The sequence below is a fragment of the Prochlorococcus sp. MIT 1201 genome, assembly GCF_047303415.1.
In the GTDB taxonomy this organism is placed as follows: domain Bacteria; phylum Cyanobacteriota; class Cyanobacteriia; order PCC-6307; family Cyanobiaceae; genus Prochlorococcus; species Prochlorococcus marinus_D.
The window spans coordinates 600,911-620,081 of the sequence record NZ_CP138947.1 but is presented as its reverse complement, the minus strand read 5'-3'; the positions used below and the strand labels follow the sequence as shown (position 1 = coordinate 620,081).

Here is a 19,171-nt window from a genome sequence, read left to right as displayed (position 1 = left end):
CGCTGGACTGACAACCGGACTCAAGATCAGGCAATCAACAGTTAACCAGGTCCACGACATCCTTAGCAGCAATAGGAGTAACGCCTCTTGTATTTAATTTGTGTTTATACATCATCGCCAAGGCCCTAACTGTATATTTAGCCACTCGAGTATCAAGTTGGCACAATGGGTCAGCCTCAATTTCTGGGATAGCCCACAGTTCGGCAAGACCCTCTACGCGTCATCACTTCAACACCAATAGCCCTTTGACTGATTGAGCAGTTAAGCCCCTGTCCATCACGCCAATTCTTTGCAGCGGCAAGAGCTGCTTCATCTGAGTCATATGGAGAATCCAGAACAGGGAGGGGAGTTCCATCAAGAGCAACCAACCTGTAAAGCAGTCGTTGGGGCGCCATATTTCTTCATTTGCTCAACACACGCATAATCTCACGATTGTGGAAAAACTTGCAAAACCAGAAAACGATCTCTCTAGCAGTGTTCTTCCCTGCCAAAAACCTTTCTCTCTACTGAGCCTGCCATAACTTGATCAACAAGACTGCCACACAAACTCTTTTTCAATGAAAAATACACTTCTATACATCCAGAAGGCCAGTGAAGATCAAGCAACCACTAGCTGTTCACATTTCAACCTCCAGCCTTTGAGCAATTGGTTCCTGCAGCAACAATCGCAGGTCGAATTTTAGGATTTGCCACGAGATATTTACGGGGTAAATCCTGTTATTGCCATAAAATAACTACTGTATTTATCTCTAAAAGCATGTATGCAATCATCAATGATTCAAAGTCATACTGAATTAATAGCCAGTCAATCGAAAAGGTCAAAGTCGAATTTATGGCGCCACATTAACTTTAGGCAGCCAGCACACAAACTTCTATGGAGTCGTCTTGCTTAGTCGCCATCCTCATTAATCTTGTCAGCCTTGGATGAAGTGACGCAAACGACGAGACTCTTCAGCCATGCGGCGTTGCAATTCCACAGCAGAAAGAGAACCCTCATCGCGTTGTTGAGCAGCAAAAAGATCAGCTTCCGTCACATCAAGCCCACGGTCCTGCGCTAACTCCAGGAACTGCTCAACCTCGATAGCGTCCTCAAGTTGCTTATCGAGCAATGGATCCTCCTCCCTTAAAGCCAACAGACGGTCTAGGTCCTTAATCGACACGACCCCAATGCGAGAGTGATCGGTCTACATCAGCCAGCAGCAAATTGGCAGATGATGCGTTCAAGCATGCCTGAATTTGTAGCTGCATAGATGCAAAGTCAACACAGAACCGCTACACCCATAAAGTCTCCTTAACGACGGCATGAAGAACTGGAAAGGCTGGCGGCTGATTGGTGCCGGAGGGATGAGCATGCTGACAGTGCTTTTTATCGTGATTTGGCAAGCGGTTGCCAAGCAGACCAACACTCTTAACCAAGTTATGGAACGGCTGAGTGAGCTTGAACAAAAACCACAAACAAGCAGCAGCCGTTTGCTGGGCGAGCAACTACACAGCCTTCAGATCCGGCTCAATAATCAAGGGGAAAGGCTTAACGCACTCATCGAACAACAACGACAGATCACCAAGCCGCAAAAAGAGTCCATCCACAGTCAATCTGACCCATGGCGAATGCAACCTGACCCTCCAGCTACACCATCAGCTCCAAGGCTGTCACCACAACCTTGAGCTTCATAGAGCCCTAAAAGTCTTGACAAGAACCTGGGATTGATTCTTGGCGATCAAAAACCTATCCCTTCACCGCATCCCCACTTGCACTTGGGAGAATAAAACGCTGCAAAAGAATGAAGAGTGCCAGCACCGGCAAAATCGACACCACCGACCCAGCCGCCACAATTCTCCAGTCAAGAGAGAAGCTGCTGGCGAGCTGCTGTAGGCCGAGTGGAAGGGTATAAAGGCTGGGGTCATCCAAGATCACCAAAGGCCAGAGGAAATCGCTCCAAGTGCCGATAAACACAAACATGGCCAGGGTGATTAGATCAGCACGAGCAGCCGGAATCATCACGTTCCACCATTCACCCAATCGACTACAACCATCGATTCGCGCAGCCTCTTCAAGTTCCACGGGCACCGTCAAAAAACTCTGTCGCAAGAGATAGAGCCCAAAGGCTGTTGCGGCCTGTGGAATCACCAAGGCCATCAGAGAGTTACGCAATCCCAACTGCACCATCAAAAGATACAAAGGGATCATCACCACCTGAAAAGGAATGAGGATGGTTGCCACCACAAGGGCCAAGACCAGACCTCTTCCGGCAAAGCGCATCCGAGCGAGTGGATAGGCCGCCAGGGAGCAGAAAAGCAGATTGGCTACCACCGCCAAACAGCTCACTACTGTGCTGTTGAGCAAATAAATCCCTAGCGGATTGTCGGCGAATAGTCGCCAATACGCCATCAGGCTCGGTTCGGCAGGTAGTAAGGCTGGAGGACTAGTAAAAATCTCTTCAGCGGGCCCTTTCAAGGACGTGCTTACCAGCCAAAGCAATGGAAGGAGAATGACAAGCGCTAACACGATAAGGACCCCTAACTGAAGACCTTTCAGCAGTGGCAAAGCCAAGCTCTTACGCCTGATCTCCACATAGGGAAAACGCCCCATTGTTTAGATGCCTGACCGTAGATCAGCTAGCACAGCATCATGTTGGGGATGAAGAGACTCGCGACCGCAACCTGCCACCAGCCGATTAAGCGCATTCACAAATGCTTGAGCTGCAGCAACAACCACATCAGTGTCAGCGGAATGACCTGAGAAAAGCTGCCCATCCCGACGTAGCCGAATCGTGACTTCACCCATCGCATCAATCCCTTCCGTTACCGACTTCACCGAGAACTCGATCAGCTCATTAGGTTCGCCAGCTAGAGCATTCAATGCACGACAGACAGCATCTACTGGACCGGTGCCCACTGCAGCGGCAGTCTGCTCATGTCCATCCTCTTGCGCAAGAATGACAGTAGCCGTAGGCCTAAGACTGCTACCGCAACTGACTTGCACCAGTCGTAACTGAAAACGAGCTTCAGACTGCTGAACCTGTTCGCTGACAATGGCCTCAAGATCTCGATCTGTTATATCGCGCTTGCGATCGGCCAGATCCTTAAATCGTGCAAAGGCCTCGTCAAGATCCTCCCGAGTCAAGTCGTAACCGAGCTCCTCAAGGCGAGCTCGGACGGCACTGCGGCCACTTAGCTTGCCCAGCGAGATCCGATTGTCGCTCAGCCCAACCGTACGGGCATCAACAATTTCATAAGTCAGACGATTTTTAAGCACACCATCTTGATGAATACCTGACTCATGGGCGAAAGCATTGCTGCCTACAATCGCCTTATTGGGCTGCACCACCATGCCGGTGAGATTTGAGACCAATCGAGAGGTCTTGGTGATTTCCTCCGTGCGAACGGCTGTTAGAGGTGTAGGACTATCAGGTTCACGCCCAAAGAAGGGATTGAAATAACGCCGCCTCACATACAAAGCCATCACCAACTCCTCAAGCGCAGCATTCCCTGCCCGCTCTCCAATGCCGTTGATTGTGCATTCAAACTGCCGGGCTCCACTCTTCACAGCTTCTAAAAAATTGGCTACAGCCAGTCCGAGGTCGTTGTGACCATGAACAGAAATAACCGCCTCATTCATGTTTGGAACATGGCAATCGATACCAGCAATCAACGCCCCGAACTCCGAGGGAGTTGTAAAACCAACTGTGTCGGGGATATTGATGGTGCCCGCCCCCGCAGCAATCGCAGCCTCGATCACCTCATAAAGAAACTCAGGATCGCTTCGAGCGGCGTCCTCACAAGAGAACTCAACATCATCAACAAGTGAGCGGGCGTAGGCAACCATCTCTGGAACAATCGCCAGAACCTCCGCCCGAGATTTACGCAGCTTGTGCTCCAAGTGAATATCACTCGTGGCAATGAATGTGTGAATTCGTCGTCGAGGTGCTGGGGCAACGGCATCAGCACAAGCCTTGATATCAGCACGCGAAGCCCTAGCCAAGCCACAAATGATTGGCCCTTCATCCCCACCAACCTGCTGGGCAATACGTTGCACGGCAGCAAAATCGCCCTGGCTGGCAAAAGGAAAGCCAGCTTCAATCACATCCACACCCAAACGAGCGAGTTGCTGGGCAATAGCCAGCTTTTCCTCAAGATTGAGACTTGCCCCAGGGGACTGCTCTCCATCCCTGAGGGTGGTGTCAAAAATCAAAACGCGGCCTGGATCCTTGGCCATGACAGCACCCTTCAGGGAGTTAGTCGAAATGACTATGAGTTAAGCGAGTCTAAGGGGGGACTGCCTACTGCGAAGCGACAACTCAGCAAACCAAGGTCGGCTTTATCAACAAAGTCGTTCTAAATTCAACTCCACTGAAATCAGAACGTGGGCAAAGGTGCTCTGGCCCTGGTTCTCCATGCCCATCTCCCATATGTGCGATCGGCAGAGCCCGGTTCATTGGAAGAAGACTGGTTTTTTCAAGCCCTGATTGAGTGCTATTTACCTCTTCTCCAGGTTCTGGAAGAAGCTGCCGCAGCACCCAACCAACACCCCAGGCTCACGATCAGCCTTTCTCCGACCCTGCTCTCCCTACTCAGTGACGACGATCTAAAACACCGATTCCCCGCCTGGCTCGCTGTTCGTCTGGACCTCCTAGCCCAAACCTCCTCAGACCTACAACCTGCAGCGGACCACCTCGCTGAGATCATCCAACGACATCTGCATCAGTGGTTGGCATGCGAAGGCGATCTCATTGGTCGCTTTGCCCAACTTCAAAGGTCAAAGGTTGTCGACCTGCTCACCTGCGGAGCCACCCATGGCTACATGCCATTACTGAGGGAACACCCTGAGGCAGTGCGTGGTCAGTTGCGCACTGCCGTACGCGAGCACCACCGCCTACTAGGAGAGCACCCCTTGGGAATCTGGCTGCCGGAATGTGCCTACTACGAAGGGCTGGACCGTTGGATACTCGATGCTGGACTGCGCTACACCGTGCTCGACGGGCATGGCCTCCTGCATGCCACTCCTCGTCCGCGTTATGGCGTATATGCCCCAATCTGCAGCCGAAATGGCGTGGCCTTCTTCGGCAGAGACAGTGATGCCACGCTTCCTGTCTGGTCAGCAGAGCAAGGGTATCCAGGCGACCCTTTTTACCGTGAATTTCATAGGGATCTTGGTTGGGACCTACCAATCGAACAACTCCATGGGATCGGGCTAAAGGAACCCAGACCCTTAGGGCTGAAACTGCATCGAGTGACAGACCAAACGTCACCCCTTGAGGCCAAAGCAGTTTATGAGCCCGCCATAGCTTGCGCACGTACCAAAGAACACGCTCAGCTCTACCTAAAGGGTCGCCGTATCCAACTCGATCAATTAGCTAACACCATGGCCATCGAGCCATTGTTAGTGGCTCCCTTCGACGCAGAGCTCTTTGGACACTGGTGGTTTGAGGGGCCAACTTTCCTTGCCGAAATCTTCCGCCAGGCCAGCAAGGAGCAGGTGTATTTCACCAGGCTTCGAGACGTCCTCACATCAAACCCCCAACTCCAACTTTGTGAACCATGTCCCTCAAGCTGGGGGCAAGGTGGCTACCACGACTATTGGCTCAATGACAGCAATGCATGGGTAGTTCCTGAGTGGAGCCGAGCCGGAAAAGCAATGGTGGAGAGATGCAGCCTAGGAGTGGCTCGAGAATCGGACCTACGGCTGCTGCAACAGGCTGCTCGAGAACTCCTCCTGGCCCAGTCCTCCGACTGGAGTTTCATTCTGCGAGCAGGCACAACCACGGAGCTTGCGAAGGAACGCATCCATCGCCACCTCAACCGTTTCTGGCAATTAATGCAGGCCATCAATGACAAGCAACATCTGCCCGAAGACTGGCTGATCACACTCGAATCGGAAGATGGCCTCTTCCCATTCATTCAAGCGACGGACTGGGCTCGCATTCGTGACTAGGTCGAAGAGGCCCCAAAAAGCATCCCCAACCGAATCTCCCAGGAGGAAAGCAAGAACAACCGCAGCATCACCATCAGAAGACGAGGTAGTGGCAGCGTGTTGGCCAGAAAACCTGCCCAATCCTCACGTGGCAACCGAAAGAAAGTGGCAAAGAAGCTGCGCAAGCGAGCTTCGTCAAAGCTCATCAGTCGCCGCAAACCAAACTGATAAAGGCGATGACGCTGCACAAGCTCCGGCGACCAAAGCACCTGCCACCCTTCCCGAGCAAGAGCGGAAGAATCCAGAGGAGGCTCCACAGCCATAGCCATTGCCAAATGCTTTGCCAATGCCGGAGCTCGACGTAAAAGAGCTCCAACCATGTAGCCCGAAGCAGGATGGACCATGCTTGCTGCACCACCAAACGCGAGCAAAGGTTGACGACGATCAGGCAAAGGCAAGTTCATCGGGAACAGGCAATATTCCTCATGGATCACTTCTTTAATCTCCACCCCGCGGTGAGACAAGCGTGCATGCAGCCTTTCCCTTAATTCACTCCAAGACAATGGAGGCGCGCAGGCAAGCGAAGTCTCCTCAACAAAAAAGATTCCCTCACCAAAATCCATGGCATAGAGAAAGCTGGGGGGTTTCTCTCGTTGTTCATCACTGAGATGGTCGGGACGAAAATCCATTAATACGAACTGACCAGACTCCACTGGTGATGAACTGAAGCGTCCCACGACGCCATAGGCCGCCTGCTCCGCTACGGGCCCATGATCAGGGCGACGGATAAATCGACTGCGATGACCACTGGCATCAATGACAACCCGTGCTCGATAAGCGTTGCCAGAGTGACAGAGAACTTCCGTATCTCTCCCCAACACCTTAATGCTCACAGCGGTTTCAACATTCCAACTCAACTCACCACAACGACTCAGCAATGAATCTTGTAATGCGGCTGGATCGAAAAGGCCGTAGTCGAAATGATGGTGAATTGGAGCAAGACCCTCCTCATTATCACCATCACCGAAATAGCTAACTGTGTTGGTCCAACGCTGGCCCAGTAAAGAAGCCATCCCAAGAGACTCAAGCTCCTCAGCCCAGATTCCATAAGTATTGGGCCATGGCTGCTCAGGTGTATGCGAGGCGAGGGCAGTCACTGCCAAGCCTTGCTCGACTAACTCAGCAACGATACAGAGAGCCGCCGGACCAGCTCCCATCACTAAAACATCCGTACGACTGGTCAATGTCAGCTGGAAGGAGCGTCGTCAACCCCAGCCACTTCACTGGGATCAGATCGATCATCTGGCTGGTCCTGATCCTCAGAATCAGGCGGCACAAGCACCACCTCAGAGAGGCGATCACCTGCATCCAAGCGCTGAAGCCGAACACCAGTAGCAGCCCTTGACTGCTGAGGAATTTTATCGGCACTGGTACGCACAATCACTCCACGCTCGCTTACCAACAAAAGCTCTTCTCCGTAGCCAAGCACCCTTAAACCCACCAACTCGTCTCCTTCGCGCCTGAACTTGATGGCACGCAGACCCATGCCTGCACGTTTCTGCAAACGGAACTGATTGACCGGTACCCGCTTACCCAGTCCACTAGCGGAAGCAACAAGCACCCATGGTCCATCACTAACGACAACGGTCTCGCCGCTTTCATCCTGATCATCCTCAAGACTCTTGGCGACCTGATCGGCAAGCTCGACAGGCAATACATCCATGCTCACCAAGGAATCGCCGCCTCGTAAATTCATGGCACGCACGCCACGAGCAGTTCGTCCTAAGGGTCGTAACTCCTCATCACAGAGTCGGAAATGAATGGTCATTCCAGCCCTAGAAGCAATCAAAACACTGTCACCAGGAACTGCCAACCTCACCCAAGTAAGAGCATCACCCTCCTCCAGACCAATGGCAATCAAACCATTGGAACGAATCTTGCTGAAAGCTGATAGAGAGGTGCGCTTGATAAAGCCACCCTTCGTCAACATCAACAAGTGGGTGTCGTCATCGAAGGATATAACTGACAGAAGGGAGGTAATTGCCTCTTCACGGGGAATGGGCAAGAGCTGTACGACAGGTGTTCCCTTCGCTGTGCGGCTGCACTGAGGCACACGATAAGCAGGAAGGGCATAGGAGACACCGCGGTCACTGAACAACAGCAACGTGTCATGGTCATTGCAGCTAATAAACAGCTTCACCGCCTCCTCACCTTGACTGCGAGTGCCTGCCTTGCCTCGTGTCCCACGACTAGTGGCCTCAAACTCGCTTACCGGCATGCGCTTGAGATAACCGGTCTCAGTGAGCAACACCACAGATCGCTCGTTGGCAATCAAGTCGATGTCTTCGAGCCCCCCTCCTAAATCGAGGATCTCGGTGCGCCGAGGCAAGCAATGCTTCTCGCGCAGCTTGGTCAATTCGTCCTCAATTAGACCGAAAACACGCTCACGTCGGCCAAGGATGTCCTTGTAATTGGCGATCTTGGTGACAAGATCCTCGTGTTCCAAACGAATCTTGTCAGCCTCTAAAGCGGTCAGACGCCGCAACTGCATCTGCAGGATGGCATCCGCCTGAATCTCCGTGAGACCATGATGCTCCTGCAACTGTTGACGAGCTGTAGCCGTATCAGAGGCAGCACGAATCAACGCGATGATTGGATCAAGCTGATCGAGAGCAAGCAGAAGACCCAACAAGATGTGGTCGCGTTCCTCAGCTTTACGAAGGAAATAGCGGGTCCGACGTTCAACAGTATCAACGCGAAAATCGAGGAATACCTGCAGCATCTTGCGCAGGGTGAGCAGCACCGGCTCGCCATTGACTAGCGCCAACATATGGGCACTAAAGTTGCTCTGAAGAGGAGTGAGCTTGAAAAGATTATTAAGCACTACCTGAGGGTAGGCATCACGTCGCAGCTCCACGACAATACGCATGCCATCGCGATCGCTTTCGTCGCGAATATCAGAAATACCCTCCAGCTTCTTATCATTAACCATCTCTGCAATCCGCTCAATAAGCGCTGCTTTATTGGTCTGATAGGGCAATTCAGTAATGATCACTGCATCCCGGTCTGCTCGACCGGGATGTTCAATCGTCTCAATATTTGCCACGCCGCGCATCGTTACCGAACCACGACCGGTGAGATAGGTTTCACGAATACCACTACGACCAAGAATCTGACCACCAGTTGGAAAGTCCGGCCCAGGGATAAGCGTCATCAACTCAGAATCACTTAGCTCGGGATTACTGATCAGAGCCTGCAGACCATCGATTAATTCACTGAGATTGTGCGGTGGAATATTGGTAGCCATGCCAACGGCGATCCCTGAGGAGCCATTCAGCAGCAACTGAGGAATACGTGCTGGCAATACCATTGGCTCCTGTTGGGAGCCATCAAAGTTGTCCGCGTAGTCAACTGTCTCTGCTTCGATATCCTCAAGCAGACTGTCTGTCGTAAGCGACTGAAGACGCGATTCGGTGTATCGCATGGCCGCAGGTGGATCGTTATCGACCGAACCAAAATTGCCGTGACCATCAATCAACGGCATTTGCATGGAAAAATCCTGAGCCATGCGAACCAGCGCGTCGTAGACGGCTGTATCCCCATGGGGATGGTATTTACCCAGAACCTCACCAACAACTCGGGCACACTTTCGATAAGGCCGATCGCTGGTCAGGCCCAACTCATACATCGCATAAAGGATGCGCCTATGCACAGGCTTGAGACCATCGCGAGCGTCGGGCAACGCACGCCCAACGATCACACTCATCGCGTACTCCAGATAGGAGCGCGACATTTCAATGCGCAGGTCCGTCTGGATGATCCGATCGTCGGACTCGCCGGGACCGCCGTCACTGGGTCCCAATGGATCCGCCATAAAAGAGCTGGTTGCCAATATTCAGGTTATCTCGGAAGCTGAAGAATTGAGCCACCAGCATCAACAAAAACCAGCCTCTGCACTGTTAGGGCTTAATACAGCTAAAGGCTCAGTATTAAAGAGGCCTCTTAAACTATTTAGAGTGTGATATTTGGACCATGAGCTCGGCTGAGGAATCCAAAGCAGAAGGAACCTCCGAAGCAACGGAAGGCACCGAGTCCTCATCTGAACCCGCTGAGTCCTCAGCTGCTGCAAATGACCTCAAAGTGAGTGCAGCCCAAGCTGCTCCCTCACAAGCCAACCCTGCTGTCCCTAAGACACCAGCTCAACAACAACCTGCTCCAGTTCAAGACAGCCCTGCTATCTCCAAGCCAAGCACCATCCCCTCAAGCCCAACACCAACTCCCAAACCCTCAGACGCTTCAGATGACCTCAAAGTGAGTGCAGCCCAAGCTGCTCCCTCACAAGCCAACCCTGCTGTCCCTAAGACACCAGCTCAACAACAACCTGCTCCAGTTCAAGACAGCCCTGCTATCTCCAAGCCAAGCACCATCCCCTCAAGCCCAACACCAACTCCCAAACCCTCAGACGCTTCAGATGACCTCAAAGTGAATGCAGCCCAAGCTGCTCCCTCACAAGCCAACCCTGCTGTCCCTAAGACACCAGCTCAACAACAACCTGCTCCAGTTCAAGACAGCCCTGCTATCTCCAAGCCAAGCACCATCCCCTCAAGCCCAACACCAACTCCCAAACCCTCAGACGCTTCAGATGACCTCAAAGTGAGTGCAGCCCAAGCTGCTCCCTCACAAGCCAACCCTGCTGTCCCTAAGACACCAGCTCAACAACAACCTGCTCCAGTTCAAGACAGCCCTGCTATCTCCAAGCCAAGCACCATCCCCTCAAGCCCAACACCAACTCCCAAACCCTCAAACGAGCCCGAAGGTCTTGATCAAGGAGAGGAGTTGAAGCTGCTTTTGGAGAGACTGCGCAACTTCTTCAAGTTGAGCAACTGGATTAAGCAAGACGATCAGACAAGCCCATGGCAACAACTGAGACGCCCCGTTCTTCTCATTGCGGCATTGATCACCCTTGTGATTTTTGTTCGTATCTACGGCGGTATTTTGTCCACGATTGAGAGCGTTCCTCTGGCTCCATCTCTCTTCGAACTGGCCGGCATCCTTTGGCTGACATGGTTTTCAATCACCCGCCTGATCCGCAGCGAAGATCGACAGGATGTGATCTCCAAAGTGCGCACCCGATGGGAAGCCTTCCGTGGAACAACTGACAACAAGCCCTAGCCAAAGCTCCTTTTCCTCAAGGCAAAATTTGAATCACCCCAGTTGGTAACTTGGCGTGACTTTATTCGGTCTGTGGTGAACATTCAGCTCGGACGCACCAAGGTCGTTCGCCGGGCCTATGGCATCGACGAAACCGCCCTTGTTCCGGGTGGACGAACCGTAGACCCGGAGATCACTGACACCTGCTGGAACCTTGCAGGCATCGAACGTGAGATACCGATCATTGCGAGCGCTATGGATAGCGTTGTCAATGTCGATATGGCTGTTGCACTATCTCGCCTTGGAGCCCTCGGCGTAATGAATCTGGAAGGAGTCCAAACCCGCTACAAAGACCCCAACCCAGTACTGGATCGGATCTCCTCAATCGGAAAGGACGCCTTCGTGCCACTGATGCAGGAGATCTACAGCAAACCTGTGCAAGAAGCCCTGATCTATCAACGCATCAAAGAGATCAAAAATCAGGGGGGCATTGCTGCTGTAAGTGGCACACCCGTGGCAGCAATGCGCTTTAGCAAAACCATTGCAGAAGCGGGTGCTGACCTCTTCTTTGTGCAGGCGACAGTGGTCTCAACCGAACACATTGGTCCTGAAGGTCAACAAACTCTCGATCTCGAAGCCCTTTGTCAAGGCATGGGGGTCCCTGTGGTGATGGGTAATTGCGTCACCTACGAGGTCGCTCTGCAACTCATGCGTGCAGGTGCCGCAGGGGTGATGGTTGGCATCGGCCCTGGTGCTGCTTGCACCTCTCGTGGGGTTCTTGGCGTGGGCATCCCCCAGGCCACCGCCGTAGCGGACTGTGCTGCCGCCCGTGAGGACTACGAGCGAGAGAGTGGTCGCTACGTTCCGATCGTCGCAGATGGCGGCATCATCACAGGAGGGGACGTCTGTAAATGCATTGCCTGCGGTGCCGATGCGGTCATGATCGGCTCTCCGATCGCCCGAGCAGTGGAGGCTCCTGGTCGTGGCTTCCACTGGGGCATGGCCACTCCCAGTCCAGTACTGCCAAGGGGCACAAGAATCAAGGTGGGCAGCACAGGCAGCCTGGAACGCATCCTTAGAGGGCCTGCTCTGCTAGACGATGGCACCCATAACCTTCTAGGAGCTCTCAAAACGTCCATGGGCACTCTTGGGGCCCGTACGATCAAAGAGATGCAACAGGTTGAGGTCGTCATCGCCCCATCTCTGCTGACCGAAGGGAAGGTTTATCAGAAAGCCCAGCAGCTAGGCATGGGCAAGTAAACATTCCGATCGCAGACGAAAACCAATTGGATCCGAGAGAGGCCATGGCTAGTATGAATTCGTGAGGGCTACGGCCCACACACTCCTCACACACACCGGCCCGACGAGCTCGGGCTTTTCGTCTTCTGTGCAAGAGACCGTCACAGTTCCTACCTGTGGAGGCTCTTAAGCATGAATAAAATACAAACGATTGCTAAATTTCCGCAAAATCAACGACCTAAGGAATGTCCAATGCCGCCGCAGTTACCGACGCCTCCTTCGAGCAGGACGTCCTTCAAAGCGACGTGCCTGTGCTAGTTGATTTCTGGGCGCCTTGGTGTGGCCCATGTCGCATGGTTGCTCCGATCGTCGATGAGATTGCCAAGGAATTCGAGAGCAAGATCAAAGTCTTCAAGCTCAACACTGACGAAAACCCCAACGTCGCCAGCCAATACGGTATTCGCAGTATCCCCACCCTGATGGTGTTCAAAGGAGGTCAAAAAGTCGACACAGTTGTTGGTGCAGTGCCCAAAGCCACTCTTTCTGGAACCATTTCAAAGTACCTCTGAAGCTTGATCCAACTTCGATTCCAGCACTCCTAGATCACCATTGGCCTGATTCAATGCCTCACATGGCTAAAAGGCCAGATTGCGGAGGGTTTCTTTGATTACACGTCTAGGCTTAATTGATTACGGCATGGGCAATCTGCGCTCTGTGCAGATTGCCTTTGAAAGGCTCCACAAGGCTCTTCACATAGTGAGGCAGCCCGCCGACCTAAGCGGCTGTGATGCCTTGATCTTGCCTGGAGTCGGTGCCTTTGATCCCGCCATGGTGCACCTTGAGCAGACCAGATTGGTTCCAGACCTAAAGAGTTGGGTGAAAGGAGGACGACCTCTGCTAGGCATCTGTCTGGGCCTGCAGCTGTTGTTCGAATCGAGTGACGAAGGAAATGCCACCGGCCTAGGGTTGCTTAAGGGCCACGTTCAACGACTGCCCTCCAATCAAGGCGAACGCATTCCCCACATGGGCTGGGCTGCTCTAGAATATCGAAACGACTGCCCGCTGCTTGACAAGGAAGATCCAGACAGCTGGATGTATTTCGTGCATTCCTATGCTGCAGTCCCCAGGCAAAACAGTGATCTTGCGGCCATAGCGCCGTTTGGCCGAGACAACATCACAGCGATGGTCTGGAAAGGCCGACTAGGGGCCTGTCAGTTTCACCCAGAGAAATCCGCCGCAGCCGGCGAGCGCATGCTGCGGCGTTGGCTGAATTGGCTGGAGACCGGCGCAAAACCTGTGCCATGAGTAGCCAGCTAAGGCTTTCCGGAGGGCGCAAGCTTCAGAGTCCCGCTGGCCAAGGCACTAGACCCACGACGAGTCGTGTTCGTGAAGCAGTGATGAACGTGCTAGCCCCACGCTTGCATGACTGCCACTGGCTTGACCTATTTAGCGGCAGTGGAGTCATGGGCTGTGAGGCGTTGCAAAGCGGCGCACGACGTGTAGTAGCTGTTGAACGAAACGCGAAGACAGCCAAAGTCTGTCAGGCCAACCTAATTGCCACCGCCTCTGGCCTCTCCCAGCAGACCAACATTGAAGTGATCCGCCATGACGTACTGAGCTGGCTGAAGAGAGGTTGCCATGCCGCCAAGTTCAATCAACCTTGGGAAGGGGAAAACCCTGGTTTCAACCTGGTCTACCTCGATCCACCTTATTCTTCAAAACTCTATTCAGAAGTCTTCAAAGCCCTGCTTTCAGGCCATTGGCTGCAGAGAGATGCCCTCGTGATCTGTGAGCATGCCACGAACAACAGCGTGGAAACCCCAATGCAGTGGCTTGAACAAGATCGCCGTATCTATGGCAGCAGCGCCTTACTGTTCACCAATCCCCCAGAACAGTATCGCGACGATACTGATTCCAAGCATCCACAAACAATCCAAGCAAAGTGACCGGAATTAAACCCAGAACGATTCCGCAGAGAAGTGGTTCGATCATGGCCTCGCGCCCAGTTGAAAGATTAAGCACAATTGTTTCATGCTCCTGAACTCACCGTGACGGGCCCGTCATCAAACAATCAAAGCAAAAACGGGTTCATTGGAGCCCTAGTGGTACTGGCAGCAGCTGTCTGCATTGCAATTTTGTTATGGGTACTAGGGCACTCACAACGAGACCCCTACGTCAACGCCACCCTTGATTTGGAGGGATCTTTGGAGCAAGGAGGTCAGCTGTTCCGCATCAACTGCGCTGGCTGCCACGGGATTACTGCCCAAGGAAACTTAGGCCCGAATCTCCTTGACGTGAGCGAACGCCGCAACGATGCCCAGCTGATCAGGCAAGTGGTAAGCGGCAATACGCCGCCCATGCCCAGGTTCCAGCTGGAGCCTCAAGAAATGGCCGACCTACTGGCTTATTTAAATTCCCTGAATTGAACAAGGACATCCGCTCAATCCAAACGACTGTTGTTCTGGTTGAGCCAATTGGTCCACTGAATCTGGGCAGTGTGGCCAGACTCTGCGCCAACTTCGGAGTACAAGAACTACGCCTGGTCTCGCCCCGCTGCGACCCTGCTGATCCCGAGGCACGACGCATGGCTGTCCATGGCGTAGCAATGCTTGAGCAGGCAAAACAATTCTCATGCTTGCTCGATGCCGTAGCTGACTGTCACAGAGTTATAGCCAGCTCCGGCCGATTGGATCATGGCAACATCCCCCTGCAAACCCCCGAACAAGCAGTGTCATGGTTATTAGAGAGCATGGGTGCAGCACCTGTGGCACTGGTATTTGGCCGTGAAGACAGGGGCCTAACCAACGAGGAACTTCAACTCGCCCAACGTGTACTCACTCTGCACAGCTCCCATGGATATCCATCCCTCAACCTCTCGCATGCAGTAGCGATCGTGCTGCATGAGCTACAACGTTGCAAAGGGCAAGGGACGCTCAGGGAAGGGCAATCGGCATGGCCCGACCCAGCATCACCTCGTCAACTCGACGCATGCTTAACAGACGCCCAGGATCTCCTGTTAGAGGTGGGATTTCTTTTGAGCCATACGGCCCAAGCCCGCATGGCCAAAGTCCGTGGTTTACTTCAACGCGCTGCCGTCCGTCCCGAGGAAGTAGCCCTGCTGAGAGGGATGGTGAGGCAACTGCGCTGGGCCATCCATTCTCGTCACTCTTAACCTCAGCCGAACTCACTGATCTTCACTTCCTTGTCAAGCAGTCGCCCTTACCGCAACCGCTCAAACGGGGCTGGACCCCTACGGCTTTTGTTGCGTCTGATCTTGATGGGCATCGGCCTAGGCGTGATTACAGGTTCAGCGCTCAAGATGCTCGGCCCACAGGTGAAGCAGGGCAAACTGGACTTGCCGGAGTGGCTTCCTGGGCGAAATTGGATTTCCCTGAAGGGCCTCCCCAGTCGCTTCAACATCGTTGAGGAAGCCACAAACCCCATGCTCAGCAATGGGAATAGTTTGCAACTTGGCAATTTCCAGACGAAGCAAGAACTCACAACGTTGAGCAACCGCTGGAGAGAACTGGCCAAGCAACAAAAAGACTTACAAGCAAGCGCATTCTTGCTAGTGCTTGATGATGGACGCTATGCCGAGCTCTCCGCCGAGACAGCACTGCCTGCAGCTAGCTCAATCAAAACAGCAATCCTGCTGGTAGCTCTCGAACTCATCGATTCCGGTCAGCTCAGCTGGAATGAACCACTGAAGCTCACCAAAGAGATTATTGGTGGTGGTGCTGGCTGGATGGCCAGCAAGCCGCTTGGCAGCCAATTCCCTGCCCACGAAGTTGCCACCGAGATGATTCGGGTGAGCGATAACACCGCCACCAATCTGCTGATTCAACGAATTGGTGGCAAGGACGTCCTCAATGCACGCTTCAATGCTCTCGGCCTGAGCTCCACGGTGGTGAATAACTGGTTGCCGGATCTACAAGGCACCAATACCACCAGCAGCCACGATCTGGCACGGGCTATCGCACTTGTCGATACTGGGAAAGCCCTTAGCCCACGCACACGGGATCTATTCAGGGAGGCAATGAGCACCTCCGTCAGCAACCGCCTATTACCTGGTGGATTTCTTAAGGGACTGGGCGGCAAGCAAGGAGAGCCTGACAACAGCCTCCTGGCAAAGGGCTACCGCATCTACAACAAAACCGGCGACATCGGCATCGCTTATGCAGATGCTGGCCTGATCGAACTACCTGATGGCAGTCGTGCAGTGGCAGGGTTCATGGTGAAAGGCCCCTTCAACGACCCCCGCTCCACAGAACTGATCCGCGACATGGCAGCCGCTATGGCTCCAGTACTCAAGCCAAAGCCATCGACACCTCGAACGGAATCAACAAACAGCAATCAGCCATGAAGATCCCCGCCCTTTTGTCAGTTGCGCTTTTCAACTTATCCGGAGCAGTGCTTGACACCCCCGCTCTGATTGCTGCTCCAACCGTCAAACAAAGACAGCAACAGGTCAGGCCCCTACCAGGCGGGCTTGACAAGGTGCTGATGGTTAATGACAACAATCCCGAACTCATTACAGGCGAAGGGATTCTGCTCTCCACCTTCCCTACCAAAAACACACAAAGCTCAAGCGCCAAAGCTGACAAAAGCAACCTGGCCGTGCCACTCGATGGTCGTTTCGATCTATTCAGTCACCACGTGTATGCCGGCCTTCCTGATCATCTCGAATCCACCCTCTGGCTAGCAGTGCTGGCTCAGCCACGGGGTGACGAGCCTGTGCAACTGACCCTATTGAGAGGCAGCACCTCCCTATCGCAAGCCACCGAAGCAGGACAGACAGCTGCACCATTTCTGCCTCTGCCGAAAGTGATTGCCGAAACCACGACCCCTATTGCCGCTGGCCCAGGCAGCAGGGTAGCTGGCGATCTGCTGCGGGGAGAGCGAGCTCAAGAGCTGCCAGAGCGATGGGAACTCCTGCCAGGCAGCCCAAGTGCCCTATTGGTACTCCCCATTCCCGTAGCAGGTCTCGATCCACTGCTCAACGGTCGCAACCTTCAGATGCGGCTGCATAGCTCCGGCCCCATCTCACTGGCAACCGTGGCTGCATACGGCAATCCCAAAGCAGCCCCTCCACTCTCTCGCTGGATTGAGCTGCTTGAAAGCGGCGAACTCAGCCCCAAGGAACATCACCCCACGCCTCGAGGTAGCAGCGGCAAGATCGTGTATTCGCGCGTTAGCGGAATCCAATTGGGCAGCACATGGAAGACAACCCTGACTGATCCTGATAGCACCGTGCTAAGCGCAATCAACACTCCCATCTCCTGGCCTATCAGCAGCCTCGAGAGGGGCAGCCTCGGCACAGATCAGGTCCAAACTGCTGAATTACAAGCGCACTACGACAACACTGCATGGGCTGCCCATGGCAACTACGGAGTTGAATATGACCTCACCCTGCCGCTACACAACGGATCAAAGCAGGAAAAATCCTTCTTGCTGACCCTTGAGTCCCCCTTAAAGAAGGACAACAACAACACAAGCCTGGACTTTCGCGTTTCAGCCAGCGGACCTGTGATGTATCGAGGGCTAATCGAGGTCAGTGGACTCGATAGCGAGTCCAGTCGACCCATGGGCCGTCGCCGCTTCCACCTAGTCCTGCGGCAGGGGCAGATGGGGCCAGACCTTGGTCGCATCAGCTTGACGCCAGGAGAAACTAGAGATGTCCGAATTCGACTGATCTACCCCGCTGATGCCACCCCACCGCAAGTGCTCACACTCCTGCCTGTGAAACAATCCAAAACAACTCCAGACATCAACCCGTGAGCTCAACCCGCAAGCGCAGGGTCTTTCCCTTTACCGCCGTGATTGGCCAGGAAGAGATGAAACTGGCTCTGCTGCTCAACGTGATCGACCCGCGAATCGGCGGAGTCATGATCATGGGAGATCGAGGCACGGGCAAGTCCACCGCGATCCGAGCCCTAGCAGATCTCCTTCCAGGGATTGATGTCGTCGCTGGCGACCCTTACAACAGCTCACCCACTGATCCGGATCTACAGAGCAGTGACGTGCGCCAACGCATTGAACATGGTGAAAGCCTTGCCACTGAGGAGCGACAGGTGCCGATGGTGGATTTGCCTCTCGGTGCCACTGAAGATCGTCTTTGCGGCACCATCGACATCGAGAAGGCCCTCAGCGAAGGAGTTCGTGCATTCGAGCCAGGCCTGCTGGCCAAGGCCAACCGCGGCTTGCTCTACGTCGATGAAGTCAATCTGCTTGACGACCATCTTGTCGATGTGCTGCTGGATTCAGCAGCATCAGGATGGAACACGGTGGAACGTGAAGGGGTATCAGTGCGACACCCTGCCCGATTCGTACTGATCGGCTCCGGCAACCCCGAGGAGGGCGAGCTACGCCCCCAACTCCTTGATCGCTTTGGCATGAGTGTTGAGGTGCGCACTGTCCGCGATCCAGATCTACGGGTGCAGGTGGTTGATCAGCGCACCGCCTTTGATAGCGATCCCGATACCTTTGCTACATCGGTGCAAGCCAACCAAGACGCCTTACAACAACGTGTTATTGAGGCCCAGCAACGTCTTGAACAGGTGAGCCTCGACAACGATTTGCGCCTACGAATCTCGGCTGTCTGTGGCGAACTAGATGTAGATGGACTACGTGGCGATATCGTCACAAACCGTGCCGCCAGGGCTCTAGCAGCCTTTGCAGGACGAACAGAGGTTTCGGAAGAAGATGTGGCACGCGTGATCTCTTGCTCTCTACGCCATCGATTGCGAAAAGACCCCCTCGAGCAGATTGATTCAGGGGATCGGGTCGTCAAAATTTTCTGCAAAGTGTTCGAACGCAGCGAGAACAGCGATCAGGCTGACTTCGCGCTAACAACTCAAGCAGGCTGAACGC

Annotated in this window: 18 protein-coding genes and 1 pseudogene; 12 read left to right on the top strand and 7 right to left on the bottom strand. The window is 53.7% G+C overall.

What is annotated here, in order from left to right:
* Window positions 1-176: 176 nt before the first annotated feature.
* Together SIB41_RS03010 and SIB41_RS03005 are read right to left on the bottom strand one after the other, a co-directional pair.
* On the bottom strand, window positions 177-395 hold the full coding sequence (locus SIB41_RS03010; protein ID WP_413360332.1) for a hypothetical protein: 219 nt from the start codon (window positions 393-395) through the stop codon (window positions 177-179).
* A 519-nt stretch (window positions 396-914) separates the two neighbouring features.
* Window positions 915-1,160 carry a Nif11-like leader peptide family natural product precursor gene (locus tag SIB41_RS03005; RefSeq protein ID WP_063419908.1) on the bottom strand — a complete coding sequence of 82 codons (246 nt, stop codon included), beginning with the start codon at window positions 1,158-1,160 and terminating at the stop codon, window positions 915-917.
* 142 nt (window positions 1,161-1,302) lie between these two features.
* Between SIB41_RS03005 and SIB41_RS03000 the strand changes: the two genes are divergently transcribed.
* Entirely contained in the window at window positions 1,303-1,665 is a 363-nt protein-coding gene (locus SIB41_RS03000) for a hypothetical protein (RefSeq protein WP_063419906.1), read from the top strand.
* Between the two features lie 61 nt (window positions 1,666-1,726).
* Here the strand turns inward: SIB41_RS03000 and SIB41_RS02995 are convergent, their stop codons facing one another.
* Window positions 1,727-2,590, bottom strand: coding sequence for a carbohydrate ABC transporter permease (locus SIB41_RS02995; protein ID WP_413360330.1), 864 nt, complete (start codon window positions 2,588-2,590; stop codon window positions 1,727-1,729).
* 3 nt (window positions 2,591-2,593) lie between these two features.
* Window positions 2,594-4,216: a 2-isopropylmalate synthase gene (locus SIB41_RS02990; protein WP_413360328.1), complete on the bottom strand. Its 1,623-nt coding sequence runs from the start codon at window positions 4,214-4,216 to the stop codon at window positions 2,594-2,596.
* Between the two features lie 147 nt (window positions 4,217-4,363).
* Here SIB41_RS02990 and SIB41_RS02985 point away from each other — a divergent pair, with 147 nt between their 5' ends.
* Window positions 4,364-5,932, top strand: a complete 1,569-nt coding sequence (locus SIB41_RS02985; RefSeq protein WP_413360326.1) for a glycoside hydrolase family 57 protein — start codon at window positions 4,364-4,366, stop codon at window positions 5,930-5,932.
* On the opposite strand, the gene crtL is transcribed toward SIB41_RS02985, so the two are convergent.
* Window positions 5,929-7,155: a lycopene beta cyclase gene (crtL, locus tag SIB41_RS02980; RefSeq protein WP_413360323.1), complete on the bottom strand. Its 1,227-nt coding sequence runs from the start codon at window positions 7,153-7,155 to the stop codon at window positions 5,929-5,931. The genes SIB41_RS02985 and crtL overlap by 4 nt on opposite strands.
* 2 nt (window positions 7,156-7,157) lie before the next feature.
* Entirely contained in the window at window positions 7,158-9,785 is a 2,628-nt protein-coding gene (gyrA, locus tag SIB41_RS02975; protein WP_011130496.1) for a DNA gyrase subunit A, read from the bottom strand.
* 158 nt (window positions 9,786-9,943) lie between these two features.
* On the opposite strand from gyrA, the gene SIB41_RS02970 reads away from it, so the two are divergent.
* The 5 genes and pseudogenes from SIB41_RS02970 to rsmD all read left to right on the top strand — a co-directional run.
* Window positions 9,944-11,083: a CAAD domain-containing protein gene (locus tag SIB41_RS02970; RefSeq protein ID WP_413360321.1), complete on the top strand. Its 1,140-nt coding sequence runs from the start codon at window positions 9,944-9,946 to the stop codon at window positions 11,081-11,083.
* 75 nt (window positions 11,084-11,158) lie between these two features.
* The gene (locus SIB41_RS02965; protein WP_063406598.1) at window positions 11,159-12,322 is read left to right on the top strand and encodes a GuaB3 family IMP dehydrogenase-related protein; all 1,164 of its coding nucleotides are present in this window, start codon (window positions 11,159-11,161) and stop codon (window positions 12,320-12,322) included.
* 224 nt (window positions 12,323-12,546) lie between these two features.
* Window positions 12,547-12,870: a thioredoxin gene (trxA, locus tag SIB41_RS02960; RefSeq protein WP_011130499.1), complete on the top strand. Its 324-nt coding sequence runs from the start codon at window positions 12,547-12,549 to the stop codon at window positions 12,868-12,870.
* Window positions 12,871-12,964: 94 nt separating this feature from the next.
* Window positions 12,965-13,606: an imidazole glycerol phosphate synthase subunit HisH gene (hisH, locus tag SIB41_RS02955; RefSeq protein ID WP_413360318.1), complete on the top strand. Its 642-nt coding sequence runs from the start codon at window positions 12,965-12,967 to the stop codon at window positions 13,604-13,606.
* Window positions 13,603-14,166, top strand: a pseudogene (gene rsmD / locus SIB41_RS02950) (16S rRNA (guanine(966)-N(2))-methyltransferase RsmD); the annotation flags it as partial. The gene hisH and the pseudogene rsmD, both read left to right, overlap by 4 nt.
* 10 nt (window positions 14,167-14,176) lie before the next feature.
* On the opposite strand, the gene petG reads toward rsmD, so the two are convergent.
* Window positions 14,177-14,293 (bottom strand): cytochrome b6-f complex subunit V, encoded by a 117-nt coding sequence (gene petG, locus SIB41_RS02945; RefSeq protein WP_011130502.1) that lies wholly within the window; start codon window positions 14,291-14,293, stop codon window positions 14,177-14,179.
* A gap of 56 nt (window positions 14,294-14,349) precedes the next feature.
* Here petG and SIB41_RS02940 point away from each other — a divergent pair, with 56 nt between their 5' ends.
* From SIB41_RS02940 to bchI, 5 genes are read left to right on the top strand one after another with little or no spacing between them, the layout of a single operon-like run.
* On the top strand, window positions 14,350-14,727 hold the full coding sequence (locus SIB41_RS02940; protein ID WP_413360315.1) for a c-type cytochrome: 378 nt from the start codon (window positions 14,350-14,352) through the stop codon (window positions 14,725-14,727).
* Window positions 14,724-15,473 (top strand): RNA methyltransferase, encoded by a 750-nt coding sequence (locus SIB41_RS02935; RefSeq protein ID WP_413360313.1) that lies wholly within the window; start codon window positions 14,724-14,726, stop codon window positions 15,471-15,473. Before SIB41_RS02940 ends, SIB41_RS02935 begins: the two co-directional genes overlap by 4 nt.
* 30 nt (window positions 15,474-15,503) lie before the next feature.
* Complete coding sequence (locus tag SIB41_RS02930; RefSeq protein WP_011130505.1) at window positions 15,504-16,664, top strand: serine hydrolase; 1,161 nt, start codon at window positions 15,504-15,506, stop codon at window positions 16,662-16,664.
* Window positions 16,661-18,079 (top strand): DUF3370 domain-containing protein, encoded by a 1,419-nt coding sequence (locus SIB41_RS02925; protein ID WP_413360311.1) that lies wholly within the window; start codon window positions 16,661-16,663, stop codon window positions 18,077-18,079. Before SIB41_RS02930 ends, SIB41_RS02925 begins: the two co-directional genes overlap by 4 nt.
* Window positions 18,076-19,167 (top strand): magnesium chelatase ATPase subunit I, encoded by a 1,092-nt coding sequence (bchI, locus tag SIB41_RS02920; protein WP_063406522.1) that lies wholly within the window; start codon window positions 18,076-18,078, stop codon window positions 19,165-19,167. The genes SIB41_RS02925 and bchI overlap by 4 nt, the downstream gene beginning before the upstream one ends.
* Window positions 19,168-19,171: the final 4 nt, after the last annotated feature.